The organism is Streptomyces sp. HUAS TT7, assembly GCF_051550175.1.
Taxonomy (GTDB): Bacteria; Actinomycetota; Actinomycetes; order Streptomycetales; family Streptomycetaceae; genus Streptomyces.
In genome coordinates, this window is sequence record NZ_CP196175.1 from 621,472 (window position 1) to 641,045 (window position 19,574).

A 19,574-nucleotide genomic window follows, 5' to 3' on the forward strand; every position below is an offset into this window, starting at 1 on the left:
CCTGCTTACCGCTCCGGAACGCCGTAAGTGAGACACCCATGCCCAGCACATGAGTACTCGATGTGTTCCGGACCGGCCCAGCTCTGCACGCAAGTTGCCGAAGGAGAACCATGTCCAGCATCCCGATCCCGGCCACGATCAGGCACAGCCGGAACCTCAGGCGAGTCGCGGCGGGAGCCACCATCGGTGCCGCGTTCGGCGCGTGGTGGATGTCCGACTCCGCCCCGTACCCGTACTCCCAGCACCGGCTGCTCGACCTTCCGCTGCCGTTCCTGACCCTGCGCAGGCTGGACGCCATGCTGGAGGCCCGTCCGGGCGAGCGGATTCTTGAGGTCGGCCCAGGCACCGGGCTCCAGTCCCTCCACGTAGCACCGCAGCTGGGGCCCGAGGGCCGACTGGACATCGTCGACATCCAGCAGCCCATGCTCGACCATGTGATGCGCCGGGCGGTGGACAGGAACATCACCAACATCGTGCCCACCCTGGCCGATGCGCACCAACTCCCGTTCATTCAGGGGACGTTCGACGCCGCCTATCTGGTCACCGCGCTCGGGGAGATCCCGGATCCGGCTCAGACGCTGAGTGAACTGCGCAGGGTTCTCAAGCCCGGTGGCCGACTCGTCGTCGGGGAGTTCTTCGACCGTCACCAGATCCGGCCGGCCCACCTCATCGGTCACGCGAGCGCTGCGGGCCTGCGCGTCAGCCGTCGCACCGGTCCGCCCTTCGCGTACTACGCACGGCTGCGGCGTTCGCCCGGCCCTGTGTCCGCCGGTCGGCCGGGGCTTGAGCCACTGGGCAGCGCCAAGACCGCTGTCTGCTCATGATGCCGCGGAACCAGGCAACGCACAGGCCGGTCCTGCGCCGAGCCGTGCGCGCGGAGTGGGGGCCGCTGCTTCGCACCGTACGCAACGGGCTGGGCGAGCGGGGGCTCCGTGCGATTCCGATCACGATCGCATCGGTGTGTCTGACGCTGCTGCTGCAGATCGTGCAGAACCAGTCCTGGGGTTACGGCCTCGTCCAGGAACTGGGGGCGGTACATGCACACGATCCCCTGTGGCTGACCCTGCTGCGCACCCCCTTGTCCCTCTTCGTGCCCGCGCTGGACCTCCCGGTATGGGGCGCGCTCGCGCAGATCCTGGTCGTCTTCGGAATCTGCGAAATCTGTCTGGGCGGCCGCCGGACCCTGGCGGTCGCGTACGCAGCCACGCTCGCCGGAACGATGTACGCACATCTTGGCGTCCGGCTCGGGCCGGACGGCCCCCTCGGCCTTCCGGCGTCGGCCGCGCACCTCAACGACTCCGGGCCGTCGGCAGCCGTGGTGGGCCTGGCAGTCTTCGTGTGCTGGCGCTACCGTGCGCGGCTCACCTGCGGACTCGTGGTGGCGGCCATGGTCGTCGAGGTGCTGTTCATCAAAGGCAATCTGGCGGGCAGAGAACACGTCGTCGCAGTGCTGGGCGTGCTGTCGCTGTGCGGCGTGTTGGAGTACCTCCAGGTCCGCAGCTCCTCAAGAGGCCCAAATACCCGTGATGTCAATGGAGTTGGCGGCCTCTCCGGCGTGTGAGGTGCCGTACATGTCCTCGATCGTGCGCAGCAGGTTGTAGTGGTTGTACGTCGTCGAGGACGACGACCCCGGGGTCACCGGCTGGCCGTAGAGCACCGTCGGGATCCTGTTGCCTGCAAGCCGGTTGTCCTCGTCGAAGGTGACCACGAGCAGACTGTTGTGGCTCTGAGCCCAGTCCGCGTACGCACCCAGGTTGTTCTGCAGCCAGGTGTCACCCGTGGACACCGAGCAGTCGTGCATGTCGCTGCACAGGTTCGGCACGACGTACGACACCTGCGGCAGCGTGCTGTAGTCGGTGGGGAACTGGTCGAAGGTGTACGCCGAGTCCGTGGGCACGTTGGAGAAGCCGAACCACGGGTTGTGCTTCTGCGCGTAGTCCCCGGCCCTGCAGTCGGTCGCCCCCTGGCTGGGCAGCGACTCGTTGTAGCTGGCCCATGTCCTGCCGGCGCCGATCAGCTCGGAGGCGAGATTGGGCGCGGAGGAGAAGCCGGGGGTGACACAGCTGTCGTCCGTGATGCCCTGGGTGGAGCCGGAGAACATCGCGTAGTAGTTGGGCTGACTCGGATGCGTCTCGGCGTACGAGGCCGTCAGGTTGGCGCCGCCGGATGCCAGAGAGTTGATGTATGGGGCGCTGGAGCTGCCGATGACCTGGTTGTACGCGTGGTTCTCCATGACCACGACCACCACGTGGTCGGGGGTGGGCACCCCGGCCGCGGCATGCGAGGTTCCGCCGAGGCCGAGCCAGAGGCCGGTGGACGCGGCGACCAGGCTCAGGGCGGACAGAAACGCGGTGCGGGTACGGCGCGTGGACTCGCCGGACACAACTACCTCCGAATTGTGGGGGATATGAGGGAAGGCACCTGGAGGTTAGGAGTGTTCATGCCAACCCGACAGCCAGCGGCAGGTGAAGACCGGGCGAACGTCTCATGCGGCCCCGGCCACTACTTGGGTTCGGGCTTGGCGAAGGCTTGCCGGCTGTGCACGAGCAGCTCACGCACCGCCGGGCTGTGCGTGTTCTTCCAGATCAGGGCGAGCAACGCTGGTGTTTCGACGTCATCGATGGTGCGTGCGGTGAGCCGGTCACGGTAGTTCGCGGCCGTCGATTCGCTGAGGACGGCGGCGGCGAGCCCCCGGGCTGCGAGGTCGGCAATGGCGTCCGCCGCGCTGGCTTGCAGCGCGATCACGGGCCTGAGGTTCTGTGCGGCGCAGGCACGGTCGAGTACCGTGCGCAGCCCGGTGCCGGGTGGCATGCACACGATCGGGTGGGCGACCAGGTCGCGCAGGGTGACCCGCCGCCGCTTCGCCAGCGGGTGCCCGGCCGGAACCGCCACGACGAGCCGCTCGCTGATGATGGTCAGTGCGTCAAGCCCGTCGGGGGTGGCGCTGCCGGTCCCGATGAGAGCCAGGTCGATGGTGCCGGCGCGCACTCCCTCGACCAGCCGGTCCGAGTTGTCCTCCAGCAAGGAGAGCTCTACGCGGGGATGTTCCTGGTGGAACGCCGAGAGAGCCTCGAACAACGGCGTGATGGTGCAGCCGATGACCATCCCGACCGTGAGCCGCCCCCGGATCAGGTCGGTGACCTCACCCACCGCCTGGCCGACGGCCCCGGCCGCGGCGAGCGCCGCGCGGGCGTGTTCGAGCGCGGCCTTTCCCGCGACGGTGAGGGTTACGGTGCGTGCCGACCGGTCGAACAGCTCGGCACCGAGTTCGCGTTCCAGCTGTCGGATCTGGGCGCTGACGCCGGACTGGCTGATGTGCACCCGCTCGGCCGCCCGGGTGAAGTTCTGCTCTTCGGCGACGGCGACGAAGTATTCCAGCTGCCTCAGGTCCATGACTGACGATTCTACTTTCCAGAAGAACCATCTGTTGGACTTCTGGCCAGCCGACGACCAGGCTGGGAGTCACAGAAGCCCGATGCAGGAGGAAAGGGAAGGAACCATGCCGGAATACGAGAAGGCCATGCGTCCCGAAGACATCACGCGCCTGTTCGTCGAGCGGTCCAACGCCGGCGATGCGGCCGGGGTCGCCGCGCTCTACGAGGAGAACGCGGTGATGGCCTACCCGCCCGGTGCGGAGACGGTGGGCCGGGAGGCGATCCGGGCGCTGTGGGAAAAGGTGCTGGCCAACCGTCCCCGCTTCGAGCCGGAGCAGCCCTTGCCGACGCTGATCAGCGGCGACATCGCCCTCACTTCGACCCCGCCGAAGGACGGGAGCGGAGCCCGGGCACAGGTCGTCCGGCGCCAGCCCGACGGAAGCTGGCTGCGCCTGCTCGACCAGCCCGAGTTCGTGCCACCCGCCCGCTGATCCAGCCGGCCCTTGCGGGAGGCCGCCGGTCATCGGCCAGGAAGCCCGTCGAGATCGGTCTGGGACCCCGCGACGGGTCCCACCGCTCGGGGTGGCCTCTCTCCCGCCCCGGGTCTTGCGGCCGGCGCGCCGCCAGAGCAGCATTCCCTTGCCGAGTCGTCGGCGGTACAAGGACGAGCCACCATGGGCAGAGCGGCCCTCGCCCACCACCGTCGTCCCCTGTCGACACATGGAGGTCCATCCCATGGCCTCAGACACCGCGCACGAGGCAGAGCACGATCCTGTGAGGGTGCTCGTCTTCGGGGCGTCGATGCGTGCCGATTCCCTGAACGGCCGTCTCGCCTCGCTGGTCGCCCGGCTGGTGGAACGCGCGGGCGCGACAGCCGACCTCGCCCATATGCGGGAGTTCTCCATGCCGGTCTACGACGGGGACGTCGAATCGGCCGAGGGGCTGCCTCCCGGCGCGCTGGCCCTGCACGAGCGCATCAAGGCATGCGACGCGTTCGTGATCTCCGCTCCCGAGTACAACGCATCGGTGCCCGGAGTACTGAAGAACGCAGTCGACTGGGTGTCGCGCGTCCGGCCCCAGCCGTTCAAGGACAAGCACGCGCTTCTGGTTTCAGCCTCACCCTCCATGGTCGGGGGCAACCGCGGGCTGTGGGCACTCCGGGTCCCGTTGGAACACCTGGGCACCCGCGTGTATCCGGACATGTTCAGTCTCGCCAAGGCGCACGAGGGCTTCACCGAGAGTGGTGACCTGGCCGACTCCGGTCTCCAGGAGCGCCTGGCCGACGCGGCGGACTCCTTCCTGCGGTTGGTGGAGGCCGACACCCGTTACGTCTGCCTGCGCCGCCGCTGGTACGAGTTCCTGGGCGACCGTACGGACGCGCCCGTCACTCAGCGCGCGCAGGACTGACCGCTTCCCACGGCTGCCCCCTGCGCGGCGCTGACCACCCGGCCCCTCATGCCAAGTCGTGGTCCCTGACGACCGGAGAGCCTGAGCCCCGCTTGTAGGTCACGTCCCGGATGCCGAGTGCTTGTCGCAGCCGGCCTGCGGGGAGGGTGACCGGTGCGGGGGCGGGTCCGTCGCCGGGGTGGGGCAGGGGGTAGGCCGTGGTGGTGGCGCTGTGGAAGGTCACGTTGCCCTCGGTCTTGGTGAAGAGCTGGTGCACATGGCCGTTGAGACACGTCACCGAGGTGAAGCGGCGCAGGTAGGAGAGCGTCTGAACCGCGTCGTCCGTGCCCCATCCCCAGGCCGGGTACATGGCGAACAGCGGGATGTGGCTGAACACCACGATGGGTGTGTCGCCGGACAGCCCCGCGACGTCCTTGCGTACGAACTCAAGCTGGTCGGCGCCGAGATGGCCCAGCTTCTTCAGGTTCAGCGAGTTGACGAGCGCGATGACATGGACACCCTTGGCGTCGAAGCTGTACCACCCGTCGCCCCGGCTTCCGGCCCCGAAGGCGCTCCGGTACTTCTGCCCCGCGTCGTCGATGGCATCGTGTTCGCCGGGCACGGTGTGCACCTGCCCGGTCCGCAGGCCGGTCATCATCTGCTTCACCTGGTCGAACTGGGCAGGTGTCGCCAGATGGGTCAGGTCGCCGGTGTGCATCACGAAATCGGGGCGCTGGTCGAGGGAGTTGACGCGTTCGACGGCACGCGAGAACGACCCGGTGACGTCCGTGTTGGCGGCGCCGCGGAAGCCGAGGTGGCTGTCGCTGAGCTGGACGATGCTCAGCGTCCCCGGTCCCGTCTTCGTCGGCTCGTGCCCGGACCCGACGAGATGACTGACGATCTCACCACCGCCGACGGTCAGGACGACCGCGGACCCGAACCATGCGCTGTGCCGCAGAAGTTGACGGCGCGTCATGCGCTGCCGTTCCTCGCCCGGCCCGCTCACGGTGTCACCGTCACGGTGCCGTGCATGAAGGGGTGGATCGTGCACAGATAGGTGTATGTCCCCGGTGTGGTGAAGGTGAAGTGGTAGACCGCTCCTGTGTCCAGGCCGGGCGAGTGAAGAGGGCCGTTCGCGTCCGAGGTGACGGTGTGCGGTTCCTCGTCGTCATTGGTCCAGGTGACCGTGGTGCCCGCCTTGACCGTGAGGAGTTCGGGCGTGAAGGCGTCGTTCTTGATGGATACGGAGCCGGCGGTGGAAGGGCTCTCACCGCCGGCTCCGGTCTGCCGGGACCCACTCGCCGCAGGTGCGCCGGCGCCGGGCATCGCAGAGTGCCCGGCCGGCGCGGACGCGCTCCCACCTCCCTGTGGCGATCCGCATGCGGCGAGCAGGGCGAGCATGGCCGCCGCCGTCGCGATCGCCCGTCCACGCCTACTTGTCCGGCGTGCGAGATTCGGTATGCGCATCTGATTCCCCCGTATTCGGCCCGCCCCTACGGCGAACCCGGCAAGCCCCCGTTGTGCGGGCCTCACCCTTGAATAGGGGGTGGGGTTACACCCGATGGCGGCGGCACGTACACCTGCACCTGTCCATGCGTCTCGCGCACCGCGATACGCGGCAATGCCGGGAGAGCGATGGGGAGTTGATGGTGCAGGACTTCGCCGGTGACCGCGAAGGCGGAGTTGTGGCACGGGCAGTCGAGCTGCCGGGCCGCCCGGTCCAGGACGAGCGCACAGCCTTGATGGGTGCACACCCCCGAGACCGCTCGCAGCCGCGCGCCCTCACGCGAAACGAAGCCGGACACAGCCCCGGTCTCGAAGCCGCGCACCGCACCGCTGGGGAGGTCGGCGCCGGCCACGACCGTCCGCCACTCCCCTCGATTCGGCCGCAGCGTCGCCGATGCCGAACCCCCTTGCTCCGTCGGGCCCGTGGTACTGGCGCCGAGCGATCGCCCCACGACGACACCGACGGCCGACGCCGCCACGAGCGCCGCACCCTGCACAACGCGTCTGCGGGTACGGCCCGTCCGCCGCTCCGCCGCGGGACGGGCTCCCGGCTTCCCCTCGGTCATCTCCCGGGCAAGCCGGGCATGCAGCGCGCCGACGAACTCCTCGCGGGGTACGTCGCTCCCCGGCCGGGCCGCCCGCAGGGTGATGGCCGTGCGCAGCACCTCGGTGTCCTGGGGCCGGGTCCGGAAGGGCCGTGGCCGACCCGACCGCAGCAACGCTTCGACGTAGCGCCACAACGCGTCAGAGCTCATCGTCCTCGCCCTCCTGCTCCTCGGCGGGTGCCGCGCCACGGGCCGCCTGGCGCAGGGCACGGTGCTGGAGCACCTTCGCATGGGTCACGGACACTCCGAGTTCGGCTGCCGCCTCCTTCACCGATCGCGCTTCCAGGAAACGGAGTTCGAGGATGCGCCGGTACCGTTCCGGAAGAGCATCGAGTATCGCGCGGGCCCGCTGCGGCGCGTCCGACACCTGGTCGGAAGGTTCGCGTTCCGCGAGCTCGTCCAGGTAGCCGGCTGCCAGCGTCGTCACCTCGTGCCCCAGCACGCGCCGCCAGTACGCGGCAAGAACCGTGCGGGCGGTGGCCAGCAAGTAGGCGCGTACTTCGGGCACGGTCGCCGTCGTGCGCAGGGGACCCAGCGCGGCGAGGAACACCTCCGTGGTCAGGTCCTCGGCGTCCATGCGGTTGCCGACCCTGGAGAACATCACCCGGAACACCAGACTCACATTGTCCCGGTAGACGGATTCCCAGTCCGCGTACACCTCACCGCGCACGAGCCGCAGGCGCTGCGCATCCGCGCCTGCGTCCGCCCCGTCCCGATCCCCCGGGCACGCCGGGACGTCCCGGCCACCGGGTTCGCGCCCGTGTCGCTTCGGTCGGCGAATCGCCATGCCTCACCATCCCGGCCCACCGCTCCCCCAAGGCAACGACCTTCCCCATAAGGAGATAGCAGAGGGGGTTACACCGTGGGGCCGGCAGCCGCGCGACCGTACGGTGGCCACGTCCCTGACCATGGGCGGGCGACCCCAGCGGGTCGCCTACCGCGCGGACCGGTCCCGGACCTCAGAACAGTTCGTAGCGGACCGGGTCGTCGGGGAGGGTGAGGTGGAAGCCCTCCTCGGCGAAGGTCATCACAGTAATGACCACGGCGATGGCGACGAGCAGCCACAGCAGCGCCTTGGACGGCGTGCCGAAGGTGACGCCCTTCGGCATCAGCTGCGGGGCAAACACGAAGGCCAGGGCGCCGTAGAGGAGCACCACCAGGAAGGTCACGGCGGCCCAGGTGTACATGTGCAGGCCGAGTACCGCGGGCCCGTACCCCTTGGGATCGTTGAGGTGCAGCATCACCTGACGGGCCGCCATCAGGAGTCCGCCGAACGCCGCGACGCCGGCCAGGCCGTACCCGGCCATGTAGTCCGCGGCACTGACCGCCCCGCTGCGCGAGCGGACGATGACGTACGCGGCGCCGCCCGCCGTGAGCAGCATCGCCATGCGCTGCACGACGCACAGGGGACAGGGCATGTCACCGTTGAAGATCTGGAAGCACAGGCTGGTGAGCAGGATCGCGCAGTAGGCGAGCACGAAGAGGTGGGCGAGGAGGTAGCCGAGCCGATTGGTGGTCATTGCGCTGGCCGTTCCCCGCTCAGTAGTGGAAACCGAGCGAGTCGGTCGCGTGGTGGTTGAACATCAACAGCGCCGCCACGGTCGAGGCGAGCATCAGCCCGATCACCCAGGCACGCGGCTTGTCCCGCACGACCGCGAGCAGCGCGACCACGATGAGCAGGAAGATCAGGGTGTCCACACGGCCACCTCGGCGAGTTCGGCAACATCTCTGACAGAGCGTCAGCCGCATGCTAGGCCCGCCGCCACGGGCGTCCGGCAACCCGCCGCGCGGCATTCCGGTGAACCGTGCGGAGCCACGCGAGCCCATGGGTCTGGCCCTATGCCGCTCTCACCCGCGTTCCCTGGATCTGCTGCTCAGCCTCATCGGGCCGGGCAGCCCCGGCCGGGCGCCGAGGCGACGGGATCAGTCGGCTCTCACCGACCGATCCGACCGCGCCGTCCCCTGTTCAACCGGAGAAGCAGGGCCGGCAGGCCGTACGGGAGTTCAGTCCTGCTGCGCGGAGCGGATGCCGCGGCGCTACGCCAAGGCGAGCTCTGCTTCGTTGCGTAGCGGCTCCTCGGAAATGGCCAGCGGGATCATCAGCATGATGACGGTCTCCGGATTCCTTTGTCGGTTCGGGTCACCTGTTGCCTCTTCCACCTCGGGACGTACCTCCATGGCGGTGTGCTTGCTGCGGTCCAGGTGTGTCAGCGCATCGGTGATGTAGCGCAACTGTGCTTCCAGGACGGTGGGGACAGCGACGTTGCCGTTGAGGATGTTGGGCCCGAGGAGAAGGAAGAGATTGGGATATCCGCTGACACTGGTCCCGAGATAGGCGCGTCGGCCCTCTTGCCACCGCTCGTGCAGCGTCCTGCCCTGACTTCCGTACACCCGACGTGAGAGAGGCGTTTCGCCGATGTGGAAGCCGGTGGCCAGGACAATGACGTCCGCGTCAATCTGTCGCCCGTCGGCCCCCACGATGATGCTGCCCTCGATGTGTTCCGCACGGGTGGGGTGCAGGGTGACGTTGGGAGCCGACACCGCCGAAGGCGAGGCGCAGGGCCAGGCCGATGGCTTCTTGCGTCCAGTGGTGCATTCCCCGAACGAGGCGCCGCGCCGTGGGCCGGCGTTCCAGAAGTCTGCGAACCTTTGTGGGGAGCGCGTAGTCCGGCTTGGGCAGGACCCACGGGGCGGTGCTCTGGAATACGTCGATGTGTGCGCCGCGCCGCTGGAGTTCGGGGAGGAACTGCACGGTGGATGCCGCGTTGCCGACGACAGCGATGCGGCGGCCGTCCAGATCGGCCTCGTGGTCCCAGCGGGCCGAGTGGAAGACGGCACCGGGAAAGCCTGCCAGTCCGGGGATGTCGGGATACCGGGGCTGGTGCCAGGGGCCCGCCGCCATGACCAAGGCTTTCGCGGCATATGAGCCCGCCGTCGTGGTCACGAGCCAGCGTCGGCCGGGCTGGTCCCATCGGCAGGCCCGCACCTCGACGCCGTAGCGAATGACATCGTCGGCGCCGTGCTCGTAGCAGGAGCCGAGAAGGGCAGAAGGCGGACGTCGACGCGGGTGAGGCAGCACCACACGCCTCCTACCAGCGGGTTCCGGCCGGCCGAACGTTCCCGCCCGGCCAGGAGGTTGACCCGTCCGTGTAACGCGGCCGGGCGAGGGTCAGCGCGTGCCGTGGGAGCCTTCTGCGGCAGGGCGGGCCGAGGAGGTGTCCCCGGGGGCGTTCTGGATGGTGCGTGGTGTCTCGGGCGTGGCCGGGCTGGGCTCGGAGGAAGCCGTCGGTGGCGTGCCGCCTTCTTCCTTCATCGCCTTGGCCTCGCTCTTGAGGATGCGCATCGACTTTCCCAGCGCCCTGGCGGCGTCCGGCAGTTTCTTGGAGCCGAACAGCAACACGATCACGGTCACCAGGATCAGCAGATGCCATGGTTCCAGCGCATTTCGGAGCATTCCATCCTCGCCTTCCTCTCGCAGGGCCGGACGGGGGAGTCAGGAGCACACCCGCCGAAAAGATTGCTACATTGCGCAACTGTACAACTGTTGGGCGGGATCAACGCGTCCCCTTCTTCGGTATGGACCGCACGGACAAGGGGCGCGCACATGGCGGGCAGCCATAAGGTGTCGGGGCATCGTCGGGCTGGTGGCCGGGCCGTGGCGGCGGGTCGGCAGCGCAGGCGCAGCAGGGCGAAGAGTGGGATTGCGGTGGCGGTCTTCCTGCTCGTGCTGCTGACGGCGGGCACGGGCTGGGTCTACATCCAGCTCGACGGCAACATCGAGACCTTCGGTGCGGACGAAATCTCCGACAACCGGCCGCCCGCGTCGGCCAATGGGTCGAACGTGCTGGTCATCGGCACAGACGCACGGACCGACGGCAACAGCGGCCTGGGCGGCGGGAACAAGAGCGACATCGGCCGGTCCGACACCGCCTTCCTGCTGCATGTGTTCGCCGATCGGAAGCATGCTGTCGCCGTTTCCATTCCCCGCGACACTCTGGTCAACATCCCCGCCTGCAAGCTGCCCGATGGCAGCTGGACCAGTCCGCAGACCAACACCATGTTCAACGCGGCCTATTCGGTGGGCCGGTCCGCCAGGGGAAATCCGGCCTGCACCCAGAACACCGTGGAGAAACTGACCGGGCTGCGCGTCGACCACACCGTGGTCGTCGACTTCACGGGCTTCGCGAGGATGACCGAGGCCGTCGGCGGCGTCCAGGTCTGCCTGCCCCAGGACATCTACCAGAAGGACCTCAATCCCCACCGGCCCACCCTCGGCGACCAGATCTTCGCCAAGGGCCCGCAGACCGTCTCCGGCCAGAGAGCACTGGACTACGTACGCATCCGGCACGGCATCGGCGACGGCTCCGACATGGGGCGCATCAAACGCCAGCAAGCCTTCGTGGCTGCCCTGTTGAGGAAGATCAGGAGTGACGGCATGAGCCCCACCAGCCTGCTCCCGCTCGCCAACGCCGCCACCGAGTCACTCACTGTGGACCCCGGGCTCGGCTCCGCCCAGAAGCTGATCTCCTTCGCCATGTCGCTGAGGAACGTCGACCTGCGCAACACCAAGTTCGTCACCCTTCCCTGGCGGTACCAGGGTGCGCGGGTCGCGATCGTCCACCCGGACGCCGAGGCCCTGTGGTCCGCGCTGAAAGCGGACCACACCCTGGACGGCCAGGACGCCGGCGGCCACCACGCCGAGCAGGCCAGCAACCCGTCCCCGTCGCCGAACACCCCGGAATCCGTGTCCGGCAGCGGGATCTCCGTCGCCGTGGTCAACGCCACCACGATCACCGGACTGGCCACTCGCGCCGCGGACGCGCTCAAGCAGCACGGCTTCACGGTCACCGGCACGGCGACTGCTCATAGCCAGGACCACCAGATGACCGTCATCACCTACGGTCCCGGCAGCAACACCCGGGCCACGACCCTCGCCCGCCTGTTTCCGGGCGCGGAGCTCCAGCCCTCCACCGCCTCCGGCGTCAGCGTGATCCTCGGCACGGCGTACGCCGCCACCCCGGCCACCACCGCATCGGCCGCGCCGACCGCGCTGCCCTCCACCGTCGCAGGAGGCGCCCGCTCCGCCGACGACGACCCCTGCTCCGACCTCTCCTATGGCTGACCGCCACAGGAGAGCGAACTCAGGCCATCCGGCCACCTCTCACACCCGAGGAGAATCCCCCATGCCTGCCTGTCCCCGGGCCGCACGACCGAGCTGGGCCACGGCTCTGGCCGCGTTGCTGCTCGCCCTGGCCGCCGCCCTCGTCCCCGTACCCGCCCATGCCGCGAGCGGCACGGCGACGGTGGCCGACGCGCTGAAGAAGAGCCCGGTCTACGTCGATCCGCGAGCCGAGGCCCAGCTGCCGAAGCCGGATGCCGAGGCGCTCGCGAAGAAGATCAAGGATGCGGGTAAGCCGGTCTTCGTGGCCGTCCTGCCCCAGGGTGCCGAATTTCCGTCGGCCACCGTCCTGAAGGACGTGCGCTCGCTCACCGGCGTCACCGGGCTGTACGCGATCCGGCTCGGCGACGGCTTCAACGCGGGAGCCGATCGGCAGGTGATGGCCAAGAACGCCGTCGAGAACCTGGTGGGCGCCGTCAAGCGGTCCTCGCCTGCGGACGCGAAGACGGAGCTCAACGCCTTCGTGGACCAGGCCCTGCACCAGACCAGAGGCAAGGCCCCCGACTCCTGGTCGGGCGGCGGTAAGGACGGCTCCGCCACCGCCGCGTGGCTCGCCGTCGGCGGAGTACTCGTGGTGGGCGGCGGCGCCGGATACGCCTTGCTGAGGCGGTCGCGGAAGAAGCGCCAGGAGCGCGAGCGCGCCGAACTGGAGGCCCTGCGCACCGTGGTGGACGAGGACATCACCGCCTTCGGCGAAGAACTCGACCGGCTCGCCTTCACCCCCTCCGAGTCCGGCGCCACCGACGCCATGCGCAAGGATTACGAGCACGCCCTCGACGCCTACGACAAGGCGAAGGAGCAGATGGCGGCGGCCCGTGCACCGCAGGACGTCTCGCCGGTGGCCGAGACGCTCGCCGACGGCCGGTTCGCCCTGGCCACCCTGGAAGCGCGACGCGGCGGCCGGCTTCTGCCCGAGCGCCGACTGCCGTGTTTCTTCGACCCCCGCCACGGCCCTTCGGTGACCGACGTTCAGTGGGCCCCGCCCGGGGGCAGCCCGCGCCCGGTGCCGGCCTGCGCCGACGACACCGCACGCGTCAACTCCGGGCAGGACCCCGAGGCCCGCATGGTCCCCACCGACCAGGGCCCGCAGCCGTACTGGAATGCCGGGCCCGCCTACGCCCCCTGGGCGGGCGGCTACTTCGGCGGTGCCGGCGGCATCCTCGGCGGTCTCCTCGTGGGCACCATGCTCGGCAGCCTGATCAGCGCGCCGAGCGCGTTCGCCGAGCCGGGCCTGGCCGGAGCCGAAAGCCTGCCGGGCGGCGGCGAGTCCAGCGGCTCCGACTTCAACCCGTCCGACTTCTCGGGAAGTTTCGGCGGCGGTGGGTTCGGCGGTGACTCGGGAGGCGACTTCGGCGGCGGCGACTGGTAGCCGTCACGATCCGAGACCCGGCCCCGGCGCCGCAACCGGGGCCGGCTCCGTACTCGGCCAGTCGGCCGGTCCACCCTCACGTCACACTGCACTACCGACGGATGGTGAACCGCTCCCGGCCTCAGGACCTCACGGAACGCAGGAGAGGTTCAGGGGCTGCCCGATCGACGGCCCGCCTCAGCTGACGCACCATCAACTGCACGACGGCGACGATGTCCTGGTCGTCCACGTAGTAGATCTGGCGGCGCCCCTCGCGCCGCGAGCCCACGAGGCCGGCGAGCTTCAGCTTCGCCAGATGCTGGCTCGTCGCAGGAAGCGCTCCGCCCACCCGCTCCGCGAGCCCCGACACATCGCTCTCGCCCTGGGCGAGCGTCCACATGATGTGCAGGCGGGCGGGCGAGGCCAGCAGGCCGAACGCCGCAGCGGCGTCGGCCATGACCTCCACGGTCGGGTCCGTGAACTCGCCGCTGCCCGCTGCCATCTCGTCCGCCCTCCCATCGCGTCCCGGTCACGTCCTGTGCCCGGGGGCGCCCTCAGTGTAGGCACCGCACTGCCGCCCACAGGGAGACGCCCTCAGCAGCCTCCAGATAGTTACGCAACTGTGCGACGGAGGCTCGCCGAAGCCGCCGGAGCCTTGGGGCCCACCGATGGTGGCGGGTCAGTTGACGCAGGGCACTCCGCCGGCTTTGACCGCCGGGCCGCTGTCCCCGGTGTCCGCCGCGGAGGCGGTGTCGCTGGGAGCGGGTGAGGGCGCCTTGTTGTCCGGGGGTGTGTAGTCGCGGCCCAGGGTGACGCGCACATGTCCGGCCGGGATGGTGGAGCCCGCGGTGGCCGCGCCCGTCTTGAGGCGGGACGCGATCTGCTGGGCGGCCTGCTGGGCGCCTGCTCCGTAGGCCACGGTGGTGTGGGCCTGGGCGGGTGCGTTGCCGGTCTGGCCTGCGGTGTAGCCGAGTGCGGTCAGGGCTTTGAGTGCGGTGTCGGCAAGACCACCGCTGCCGTTGCCGTTGCGGACGTCGACGGTGGCGTGTGCGGCCTTCGCGCCGGGCTTGGAGTCACCGTCGTCGGGTGCGGTGGACGGGGCGGGGCTGGGGGCGAAGGTCTGCTGGACGATCGCCTTGATCTTCTCGGCGTCGACGAGGTTGACCGATTCGCCCTTGCGGGTGGCGAATCCGGTGATGGGCAGGGTGTGGAACTCGACGTTGCCGCCGGTCAGGTTGGGCGCTTGCTGGGCGAAGTCCAGTACCTGCCAGGTGCTGTCGAGGACCAGGTCCTTCTTGATGACGCCGAACAGTCCTTGCAGCTTGCCCAGGTCGCCGAAGAGGCCCTCGTCCTTGAGCTGGTGGGTGATGCTGGAGATGAAGGCCTGCTGGCGGCGGGTGCGGTCGAGGTCGCCGTTGTCGAGGCCGTGGCGCTGGCGGACGAAGGCGAGGGCCTGTTTGGCGTCGACCTTCTGCACCCCGGCGGGGAAGTCCGCGCCGGAATAGCGGTCCTTGACCGGGTGCTTGAGGCAGACGGTGATGGGCTCGAGGACTTTGGCGATGTCGTAGAAGCCGAGCAGGTTGACCTCGGCGAAGTGGTCGATCGGCACGCCGGTGAACTTCTGCACGGTGGCGAGCGTGGCCTCGCGTCCGGCCTCGCGGCTCTTGCCTTCGAGGTCCGGGCCCTTGATGCCCTGCTTGGAGAGGCGTTCGCTGGCGCCGGTGTAGGCGTTGGCGTACGCCTCCTTTATCTTGTGCTCGCCCTGGGAGGAGCCGTCGCCGTTGAGGGTCTCCACGTAGTCGTCCCGGGGGATGGAGAACGCGCTGACCTTCCCGCCGTCCGCCGGGATGTGCATCAGGATCAGCGTGTTCGTGTTGTAGTAGCCGATCTCGCTGGACCCGGCGTGCAACTGGTCCTGGACGAACTCCTTCGGCAGGTCGTTGCCGTTCATGTCCTTGCGCGAATCAAGGCCTATCAGCAACAGGTTCACCGAACTGTCGAGATGTTTGGGCGCGTTCTTCTTCACCGCGTCCAGGGCGTCCGACGTGGTGAGGCCGTTCGTCAGTGACCGGTACGCGAACCACGTCACGCCACACCCGACGAGCACGACGGCGGAGGTCACCCACACCAGGGCGCGCAGCGCAACGACCCACCCCGGCCGGCGCGTGCGGCCGGCGGCCGGTGAACCGGGCGACGACGTGCGGCGGCGGCCCGGCGGGCGGGAGGAAGGGGTGTCAGGCATGGTGGCGCCTCCGGCTGCGCAGGGACTCAAGGCCGCGTACCGCCAGCACGGCCAGTACCGCGCACTCGGCGGCGGCCATGGCGGGGAACACGGCTACCGCCCACCGGACCAGGTCCGTTGACGTCGACGTGCCGCCGGCGCCGGAAGGCCCTGTCGCCAGGCGCACCGCCGCGGCCAGCGCGGCAACCACCAGGGCGGGCAGCGGCGCCACCCACGACAGCGCCTTTCGCCTGGCCCCCAGCACGGCCGATGCGGCCGCACCGACCACACCGCCGACCAGCAGCCCCCACCCGGAACCGGAGCCGAGCCCAGCATCGACACAGGCACCCGTCAGCGGCGGCACCACCAGGGTCAGCGCCAGAGCAGCACGCGTCGGTCCACGGCCGCGGGCCGACCGGGACCGGCGCCCGGCCACCTCACCCGGAGATGGAGAAACGGGCACCGTCCGCCCTCCGCGTACCGGACCGGCTCCGCCGGGCTCCCGCCGCGGCGGATTGCCGCCCGGCACAGCCGGATATCGCTGCTGCATGCACCCGTCCTCATCAGTCCGTCCGAGAGGCTCCCCTCCCGCGACCCGCTACGGCCACCCCTCATGCCGTTTCCGCAGAGGTAGACGTACCGCCCATCCCATTGGTTGCAGACTTACGCAATATTGCAAGCATCGTGACCCGTGACGAGAGTCACGACCTGGCGCCAAGCACCCTGCGCCGGGACCGCATTCCGCCAAGCCGAACATCCAGCGATTCCACGACCGCGACCGACAGGGCGAACCACAGAAGCCGACGGTTCTATACTTGCGCAAGCTTTAAAGTGTTAAGGAGTGTGGCCCGTCGCGCTCGCGGCGAGCGGGTGCTTTGTCGATCAAGGAGCGAGCGGATGTTCACTGAACTGAGCCCGATGAAAGTGGTCGCCATCGCCATCGTCGCGATCTTCGTCTTCGGGCCGGACAAGCTGCCCGAGTTCATCCGGAACGCGACCGGCGTCCTGCGCAGGGTTCGAGCCTTCGCAGACAGCGCCAAACACGACCTCCGCTCAGAACTCGGCCCGGAGTTCAAGGACTTCGAGTTCGAGGACCTCCACCCGAAGACCTTCGTACGCAAACACGTGCTGGACGGTGACGGCCTCGCCGGGGTGGAGGAGATCCGCAACGCCTTCGACCCACGCCCCGAACTGGAAGAGATCACGGCCGCCGTGCGTGACACGGCCGACGGCGGGGGCCGGGCGCCGGGCGCCGTCTCACTGACCAAGGAAGCACAAGCAACACCGTCGACGCGGCACGTGTTCGACCCCGACGCCACGTGACCACCGCCCGGCTGGGCGGGATGCTCGCGGCGGCCGGGGCGGGCCAGGCGTGGGCCCCGGGCTCCACTGCCGGGAAATGCGGAGGCGCAGGCGGTCCGGCGTGCGGTACAACCAGGGCATGGATGAGCAGCGTCTGCCCGGGGGCCGGACCGTCGGTGCGGTGCGAATCGGGGATGCCGTCCACCGGCCCGTACAGCCCTGGACTCCTGCCGTGCACGCCGTGCTTCGTCATCTGGAGGAGGTGGGGTTCGGCGGCGCGCCGCGGGTGTTGGGGATGGACGAGCACGGGCGTGAGGTCCTGACCCATCTCGTCGGTGAGACCGCCGGCGAGGATCTTCCGTGGCCCGCGTGGGTGTACTCGGACACCGCGTTGGTGCACGTCGGCCGCTGGGCCCGTCGGCTGCACGATGCGACGGAGACGTTCGTCCCGCCGACCGGCGTGCGCTGGCTCGCCGGGCAGACCTGGCGGCCGGGGCTGGTCATCGGGCACCACGACGCCGCCCCGTGGAACGCGGTATGGCGGGACGGCGAGCTGGCCGGGTTCTTCGACTGGGACACCGCCAGCCCTTCCTCGCGCGAGTTCGATCTGGCGTTCATGGCGTTGACCTGGGTGCCGTTGCACGCCCGTCGCCTGGCCGAGAAGACCGGGTTCACCGCGTTCGACGACCGGGCCCGGCGTCTGCACCTGCTGCTCGATGCCTACGGCTACGACGGCGACCGGTCCGCGTTCGGGACCGTGGTCGCCGCCCGCGCCCGCACCAACGCCGACGTGATCGACCGCATGGCTGCCAGCGGCGACCCCGTCTACACCGCGCTGGCACCGGTCGCCGCCGACCTGCGCCAGGCCGCCCTCGAAGTCGAAGCGCTGCCCGCCTCCTTCTGGATTCCCGCCGGCCGCTAGACCGTATCCGCTGGTCAGCGGCCCCCATTGGACCTTCTGCTGAGCGAAATCAGCGTCCCTGGTCGGGATAGCGCATTGAGTGCGGGGGTGGCTGGAGGTTGGATTGCCGACGTCCAGACGGCGGGTCGTACCCCGGCATTGAGCGGGTCGGGGCCCGACCCACTCGGCTCGTACAGGCCCGTACAGAAGGAAGCGAGTGACATCCATGCTCAGCGGTTGCACGCCCTGGCCCGAGGAGTTCGTCGACCGCTACTGGATGGCCGGGCACTGGCGCGGCTACACCCTCGACAGCCTGCTGCGCGACTGGGCCCAGGCGTACGGACCCCGGACCGCGCTCGTGCACGGTGACACCCGCATCACGTACGCGCAGCTGAACCGGCGCGTGGACCGCATGGCCGCCGGGCTGCGGCTGCGCGGCATGCGGCCCGGGCAGCGGGTCGTCGTCCAGCTGCCGAACGTGCCCGAGTTCGTCAGCACCGTCTTCGCGCTGATGCGGGTCGGCGCGGTCCCCGTGTTCTGCCCCCTGTCGTACCGCGCGCCCGAGGTGTCCCACCTCGTGCGGGTCACCGAGGCCGTCGGTTACGTCGCCCCCTCGACGTACCTGGGCTTCGACCACACGGCGATGGCAGCGGACATCGCGGCCCAAGGGCCTTTCCTGCGGCGGGTGTTCACCTATGAACCGCCCGGCACCTCGTCCCCGTACGGCGGCTTCTCGACCGACGTGTCGAGCTGCCACTACTTCCCGCTGAACTCCCTCGACTCGCCGCCCGGTCCGGCGCTCGTGCAGAGCTCCGGCGAGGTCGCGCTCTTCCTGCTCTCCGGCCGTACCGCCGAGACGCTCAAGGTCATTCCGCGCACCCACAACGACTACGCCTACCAGGCACGGGCCGCCGCCGAGCTGGTGGCGCTCACCGGGAACGACGTGTATCTCGCCGCGCTGCCCGCCGAGTCGAACTTCACCTTCGGCTGCCCCGGCATCCTCGGCGCCCTCTCCGTCGGCGGCACCGTGGTCCTGGCCGACAGCCCGGAACCCGCCGAGTGCTTCCCGCTCATCGGGCGGGAGCGGGTCACCATCACGTCGCTCAGCCCCGACGCCGCCCAGTCCTGGATCGATCAACTCCCCACCAGACAGGCCGACTTGAGCAGTCTGCGTCTTGTGCAGATCGACGGAGAGGCACCCCGGGCGATCGCCGAACGGATCGGCTCGGAACTGGGCTGCCGCCCGCAGCGGGTCTTCGGCATGGCCGAGGGGCTGCTCACCCTCACCCGGTCCGACGACCCGGACGAGACCGTGTTCACCACGCACGGCCGCCCGCTCTCCCCGGACGACGAGATCCGCATCCTCGGCGGCGACGGCAAGGACGTGCCCGAGGGGGAGTCCGGCGAGCTCCTCGCCCGGGGTCCGTACACCCTGCGGGGCTACTACCGGGCACCCGAACGCAACGCGCGCGCCTTCACCGCCGACGGCTACCTCCGCACCGGCGTCCTCGTCCGGCGCGCCGCGGACGGCAACCTGGTGATGACCAGCCGCCTCGCGGAACAAGCGGCCGGCCGGCACAGCTGACCCGGGGTCACCTCGTCAGCGTGCCGTCCGGGACCTCGTGGACGGTGACCTTGTTGCGCTGCCGGTTCAGCGCAGTGGCCACGACGTCGCCGATGCCGTTCGGGTCGTTCAGCTGCGGGGCGGGCGACTCGGAACGCTCGATGGCTTTCGTCAGGTACTCCGGGTTC

General features: G+C 69.6%; 23 protein-coding genes. 9 read left to right on the plus strand and 14 right to left on the minus strand.

The window, feature by feature from the left end; all coding sequences use genetic code 11:
- Positions 1 to 110 precede the first annotated feature (110 nt).
- A complete protein-coding gene (locus tag ACSHXC_RS02935) occupies positions 111 to 824 on the plus strand; it encodes a class I SAM-dependent methyltransferase (RefSeq protein ID WP_438290005.1) in 714 nt (237 codons plus the stop codon).
- Positions 821 to 1,561, plus strand: a complete 741-nt coding sequence (locus tag ACSHXC_RS02940; protein WP_438290006.1) for a hypothetical protein — start codon at positions 821 to 823, stop codon at positions 1,559 to 1,561. The genes ACSHXC_RS02935 and ACSHXC_RS02940 overlap by 4 nt, the downstream gene beginning before the upstream one ends.
- Here ACSHXC_RS02940 and ACSHXC_RS02945 read toward each other — a convergent pair.
- Together ACSHXC_RS02945 and ACSHXC_RS02950 are read right to left on the minus strand one after the other, a co-directional pair.
- Positions 1,505 to 2,383, minus strand: coding sequence for an alkaline phosphatase family protein (locus ACSHXC_RS02945; RefSeq protein ID WP_438290007.1), 879 nt, complete (start codon positions 2,381 to 2,383; stop codon positions 1,505 to 1,507). The genes ACSHXC_RS02940 and ACSHXC_RS02945 overlap by 57 nt on opposite strands.
- Before the next feature lie 119 nt (positions 2,384 to 2,502).
- A complete protein-coding gene (locus ACSHXC_RS02950) occupies positions 2,503 to 3,393 on the minus strand; it encodes a LysR family transcriptional regulator (protein ID WP_438290008.1) in 891 nt (296 codons plus the stop codon).
- Between the two features lie 106 nt (positions 3,394 to 3,499).
- Between ACSHXC_RS02950 and ACSHXC_RS02955 the strand changes: the two genes are divergently transcribed.
- Both ACSHXC_RS02955 and ACSHXC_RS02960 read left to right on the plus strand, forming a co-directional pair.
- Positions 3,500 to 3,865 (plus strand): YybH family protein, encoded by a 366-nt coding sequence (locus ACSHXC_RS02955; RefSeq protein WP_438290009.1) that lies wholly within the window; start codon positions 3,500 to 3,502, stop codon positions 3,863 to 3,865.
- A 244-nt stretch (positions 3,866 to 4,109) separates the two neighbouring features.
- Positions 4,110 to 4,781, plus strand: coding sequence for an NADPH-dependent FMN reductase (locus ACSHXC_RS02960; protein WP_438290010.1), 672 nt, complete (start codon positions 4,110 to 4,112; stop codon positions 4,779 to 4,781).
- A 46-nt stretch (positions 4,782 to 4,827) separates the two neighbouring features.
- Here the strand turns inward: ACSHXC_RS02960 and ACSHXC_RS02965 are convergent, their stop codons facing one another.
- From ACSHXC_RS02965 to tatA, 9 genes are all read right to left on the minus strand, one after another.
- Positions 4,828 to 5,766, minus strand: coding sequence for a metallophosphoesterase family protein (locus ACSHXC_RS02965; RefSeq protein ID WP_438290011.1), 939 nt, complete (start codon positions 5,764 to 5,766; stop codon positions 4,828 to 4,830).
- Positions 5,763 to 6,227, minus strand: a complete 465-nt coding sequence (locus ACSHXC_RS02970) for a cupredoxin domain-containing protein (protein ID WP_438290012.1) — start codon at positions 6,225 to 6,227, stop codon at positions 5,763 to 5,765. Before ACSHXC_RS02970 ends, ACSHXC_RS02965 begins: the two co-directional genes overlap by 4 nt.
- Positions 6,228 to 6,289: 62 nt before the next feature.
- Entirely contained in the window at positions 6,290 to 7,021 is a 732-nt protein-coding gene (locus ACSHXC_RS02975; RefSeq protein ID WP_438290013.1) for a ubiquinol-cytochrome c reductase iron-sulfur subunit, read from the minus strand.
- A complete protein-coding gene (locus tag ACSHXC_RS02980) occupies positions 7,011 to 7,658 on the minus strand; it encodes an RNA polymerase sigma factor (RefSeq protein WP_438290014.1) in 648 nt (215 codons plus the stop codon). Before ACSHXC_RS02980 ends, ACSHXC_RS02975 begins: the two co-directional genes overlap by 11 nt.
- Before the next feature lie 172 nt (positions 7,659 to 7,830).
- Positions 7,831 to 8,391, minus strand: coding sequence for a disulfide bond formation protein B (locus ACSHXC_RS02985; protein WP_438290015.1), 561 nt, complete (start codon positions 8,389 to 8,391; stop codon positions 7,831 to 7,833).
- Between the two features lie 19 nt (positions 8,392 to 8,410).
- Entirely contained in the window at positions 8,411 to 8,569 is a 159-nt protein-coding gene (locus tag ACSHXC_RS02990; RefSeq protein WP_438290016.1) for a DUF5993 family protein, read from the minus strand.
- Between the two features lie 339 nt (positions 8,570 to 8,908).
- On the minus strand, positions 8,909 to 9,412 hold the full coding sequence (locus ACSHXC_RS02995; RefSeq protein ID WP_438297099.1) for a hypothetical protein: 504 nt from the start codon (positions 9,410 to 9,412) through the stop codon (positions 8,909 to 8,911).
- The gene (locus ACSHXC_RS03000; protein ID WP_438290017.1) at positions 9,324 to 9,953 is read right to left on the minus strand and encodes an NAD(P)-binding domain-containing protein; all 630 of its coding nucleotides are present in this window, start codon (positions 9,951 to 9,953) and stop codon (positions 9,324 to 9,326) included. The genes ACSHXC_RS02995 and ACSHXC_RS03000 overlap by 89 nt, the downstream gene beginning before the upstream one ends.
- An 87-nt stretch (positions 9,954 to 10,040) precedes the next feature.
- Positions 10,041 to 10,325, minus strand: coding sequence for a Sec-independent protein translocase subunit TatA (gene tatA, locus ACSHXC_RS03005; RefSeq protein ID WP_438290018.1), 285 nt, complete (start codon positions 10,323 to 10,325; stop codon positions 10,041 to 10,043).
- A 150-nt stretch (positions 10,326 to 10,475) separates the two neighbouring features.
- Between tatA and ACSHXC_RS03010 the strand changes: the two genes are divergently transcribed.
- Together ACSHXC_RS03010 and ACSHXC_RS03015 are read left to right on the plus strand one after the other, a co-directional pair.
- Entirely contained in the window at positions 10,476 to 11,993 is a 1,518-nt protein-coding gene (locus ACSHXC_RS03010; RefSeq protein WP_438290019.1) for an LCP family protein, read from the plus strand.
- A gap of 61 nt (positions 11,994 to 12,054) precedes the next feature.
- Positions 12,055 to 13,419 (plus strand): hypothetical protein, encoded by a 1,365-nt coding sequence (locus ACSHXC_RS03015; RefSeq protein WP_438290020.1) that lies wholly within the window; start codon positions 12,055 to 12,057, stop codon positions 13,417 to 13,419.
- A gap of 121 nt (positions 13,420 to 13,540) precedes the next feature.
- On the opposite strand, the gene ACSHXC_RS03020 is transcribed toward ACSHXC_RS03015, so the two are convergent.
- The 3 genes from ACSHXC_RS03020 to ACSHXC_RS03030 all read right to left on the minus strand — a co-directional run bounded on the left by ACSHXC_RS03020 (position 13,541) and on the right by ACSHXC_RS03030 (position 16,082).
- Positions 13,541 to 13,900 (minus strand): ArsR/SmtB family transcription factor, encoded by a 360-nt coding sequence (locus ACSHXC_RS03020; RefSeq protein WP_438290021.1) that lies wholly within the window; start codon positions 13,898 to 13,900, stop codon positions 13,541 to 13,543.
- Positions 13,901 to 14,077: 177 nt separating this feature from the next.
- Entirely contained in the window at positions 14,078 to 15,640 is a 1,563-nt protein-coding gene (locus ACSHXC_RS03025; RefSeq protein ID WP_438290022.1) for an LCP family protein, read from the minus strand.
- Complete coding sequence (locus ACSHXC_RS03030; RefSeq protein WP_438290023.1) at positions 15,633 to 16,082, minus strand: DUF6542 domain-containing protein; 450 nt, start codon at positions 16,080 to 16,082, stop codon at positions 15,633 to 15,635. The genes ACSHXC_RS03025 and ACSHXC_RS03030 overlap by 8 nt, the downstream gene beginning before the upstream one ends.
- A 434-nt stretch (positions 16,083 to 16,516) precedes the next feature.
- Here ACSHXC_RS03030 and ACSHXC_RS03035 point away from each other — a divergent pair, with 434 nt between their 5' ends.
- From ACSHXC_RS03035 to ACSHXC_RS03045, 3 genes are all read left to right on the plus strand, one after another.
- Positions 16,517 to 16,942: a sec-independent translocase gene (locus ACSHXC_RS03035; protein WP_438290024.1), complete on the plus strand. Its 426-nt coding sequence runs from the start codon at positions 16,517 to 16,519 to the stop codon at positions 16,940 to 16,942.
- 118 nt (positions 16,943 to 17,060) lie between these two features.
- Complete coding sequence (locus ACSHXC_RS03040; RefSeq protein WP_438290025.1) at positions 17,061 to 17,843, plus strand: phosphotransferase; 783 nt, start codon at positions 17,061 to 17,063, stop codon at positions 17,841 to 17,843.
- A gap of 205 nt (positions 17,844 to 18,048) precedes the next feature.
- Entirely contained in the window at positions 18,049 to 19,407 is a 1,359-nt protein-coding gene (locus tag ACSHXC_RS03045) for a (2,3-dihydroxybenzoyl)adenylate synthase (RefSeq protein ID WP_438296411.1), read from the plus strand.
- The last annotated feature ends 167 nt before the right edge of the window (positions 19,408 to 19,574 follow it).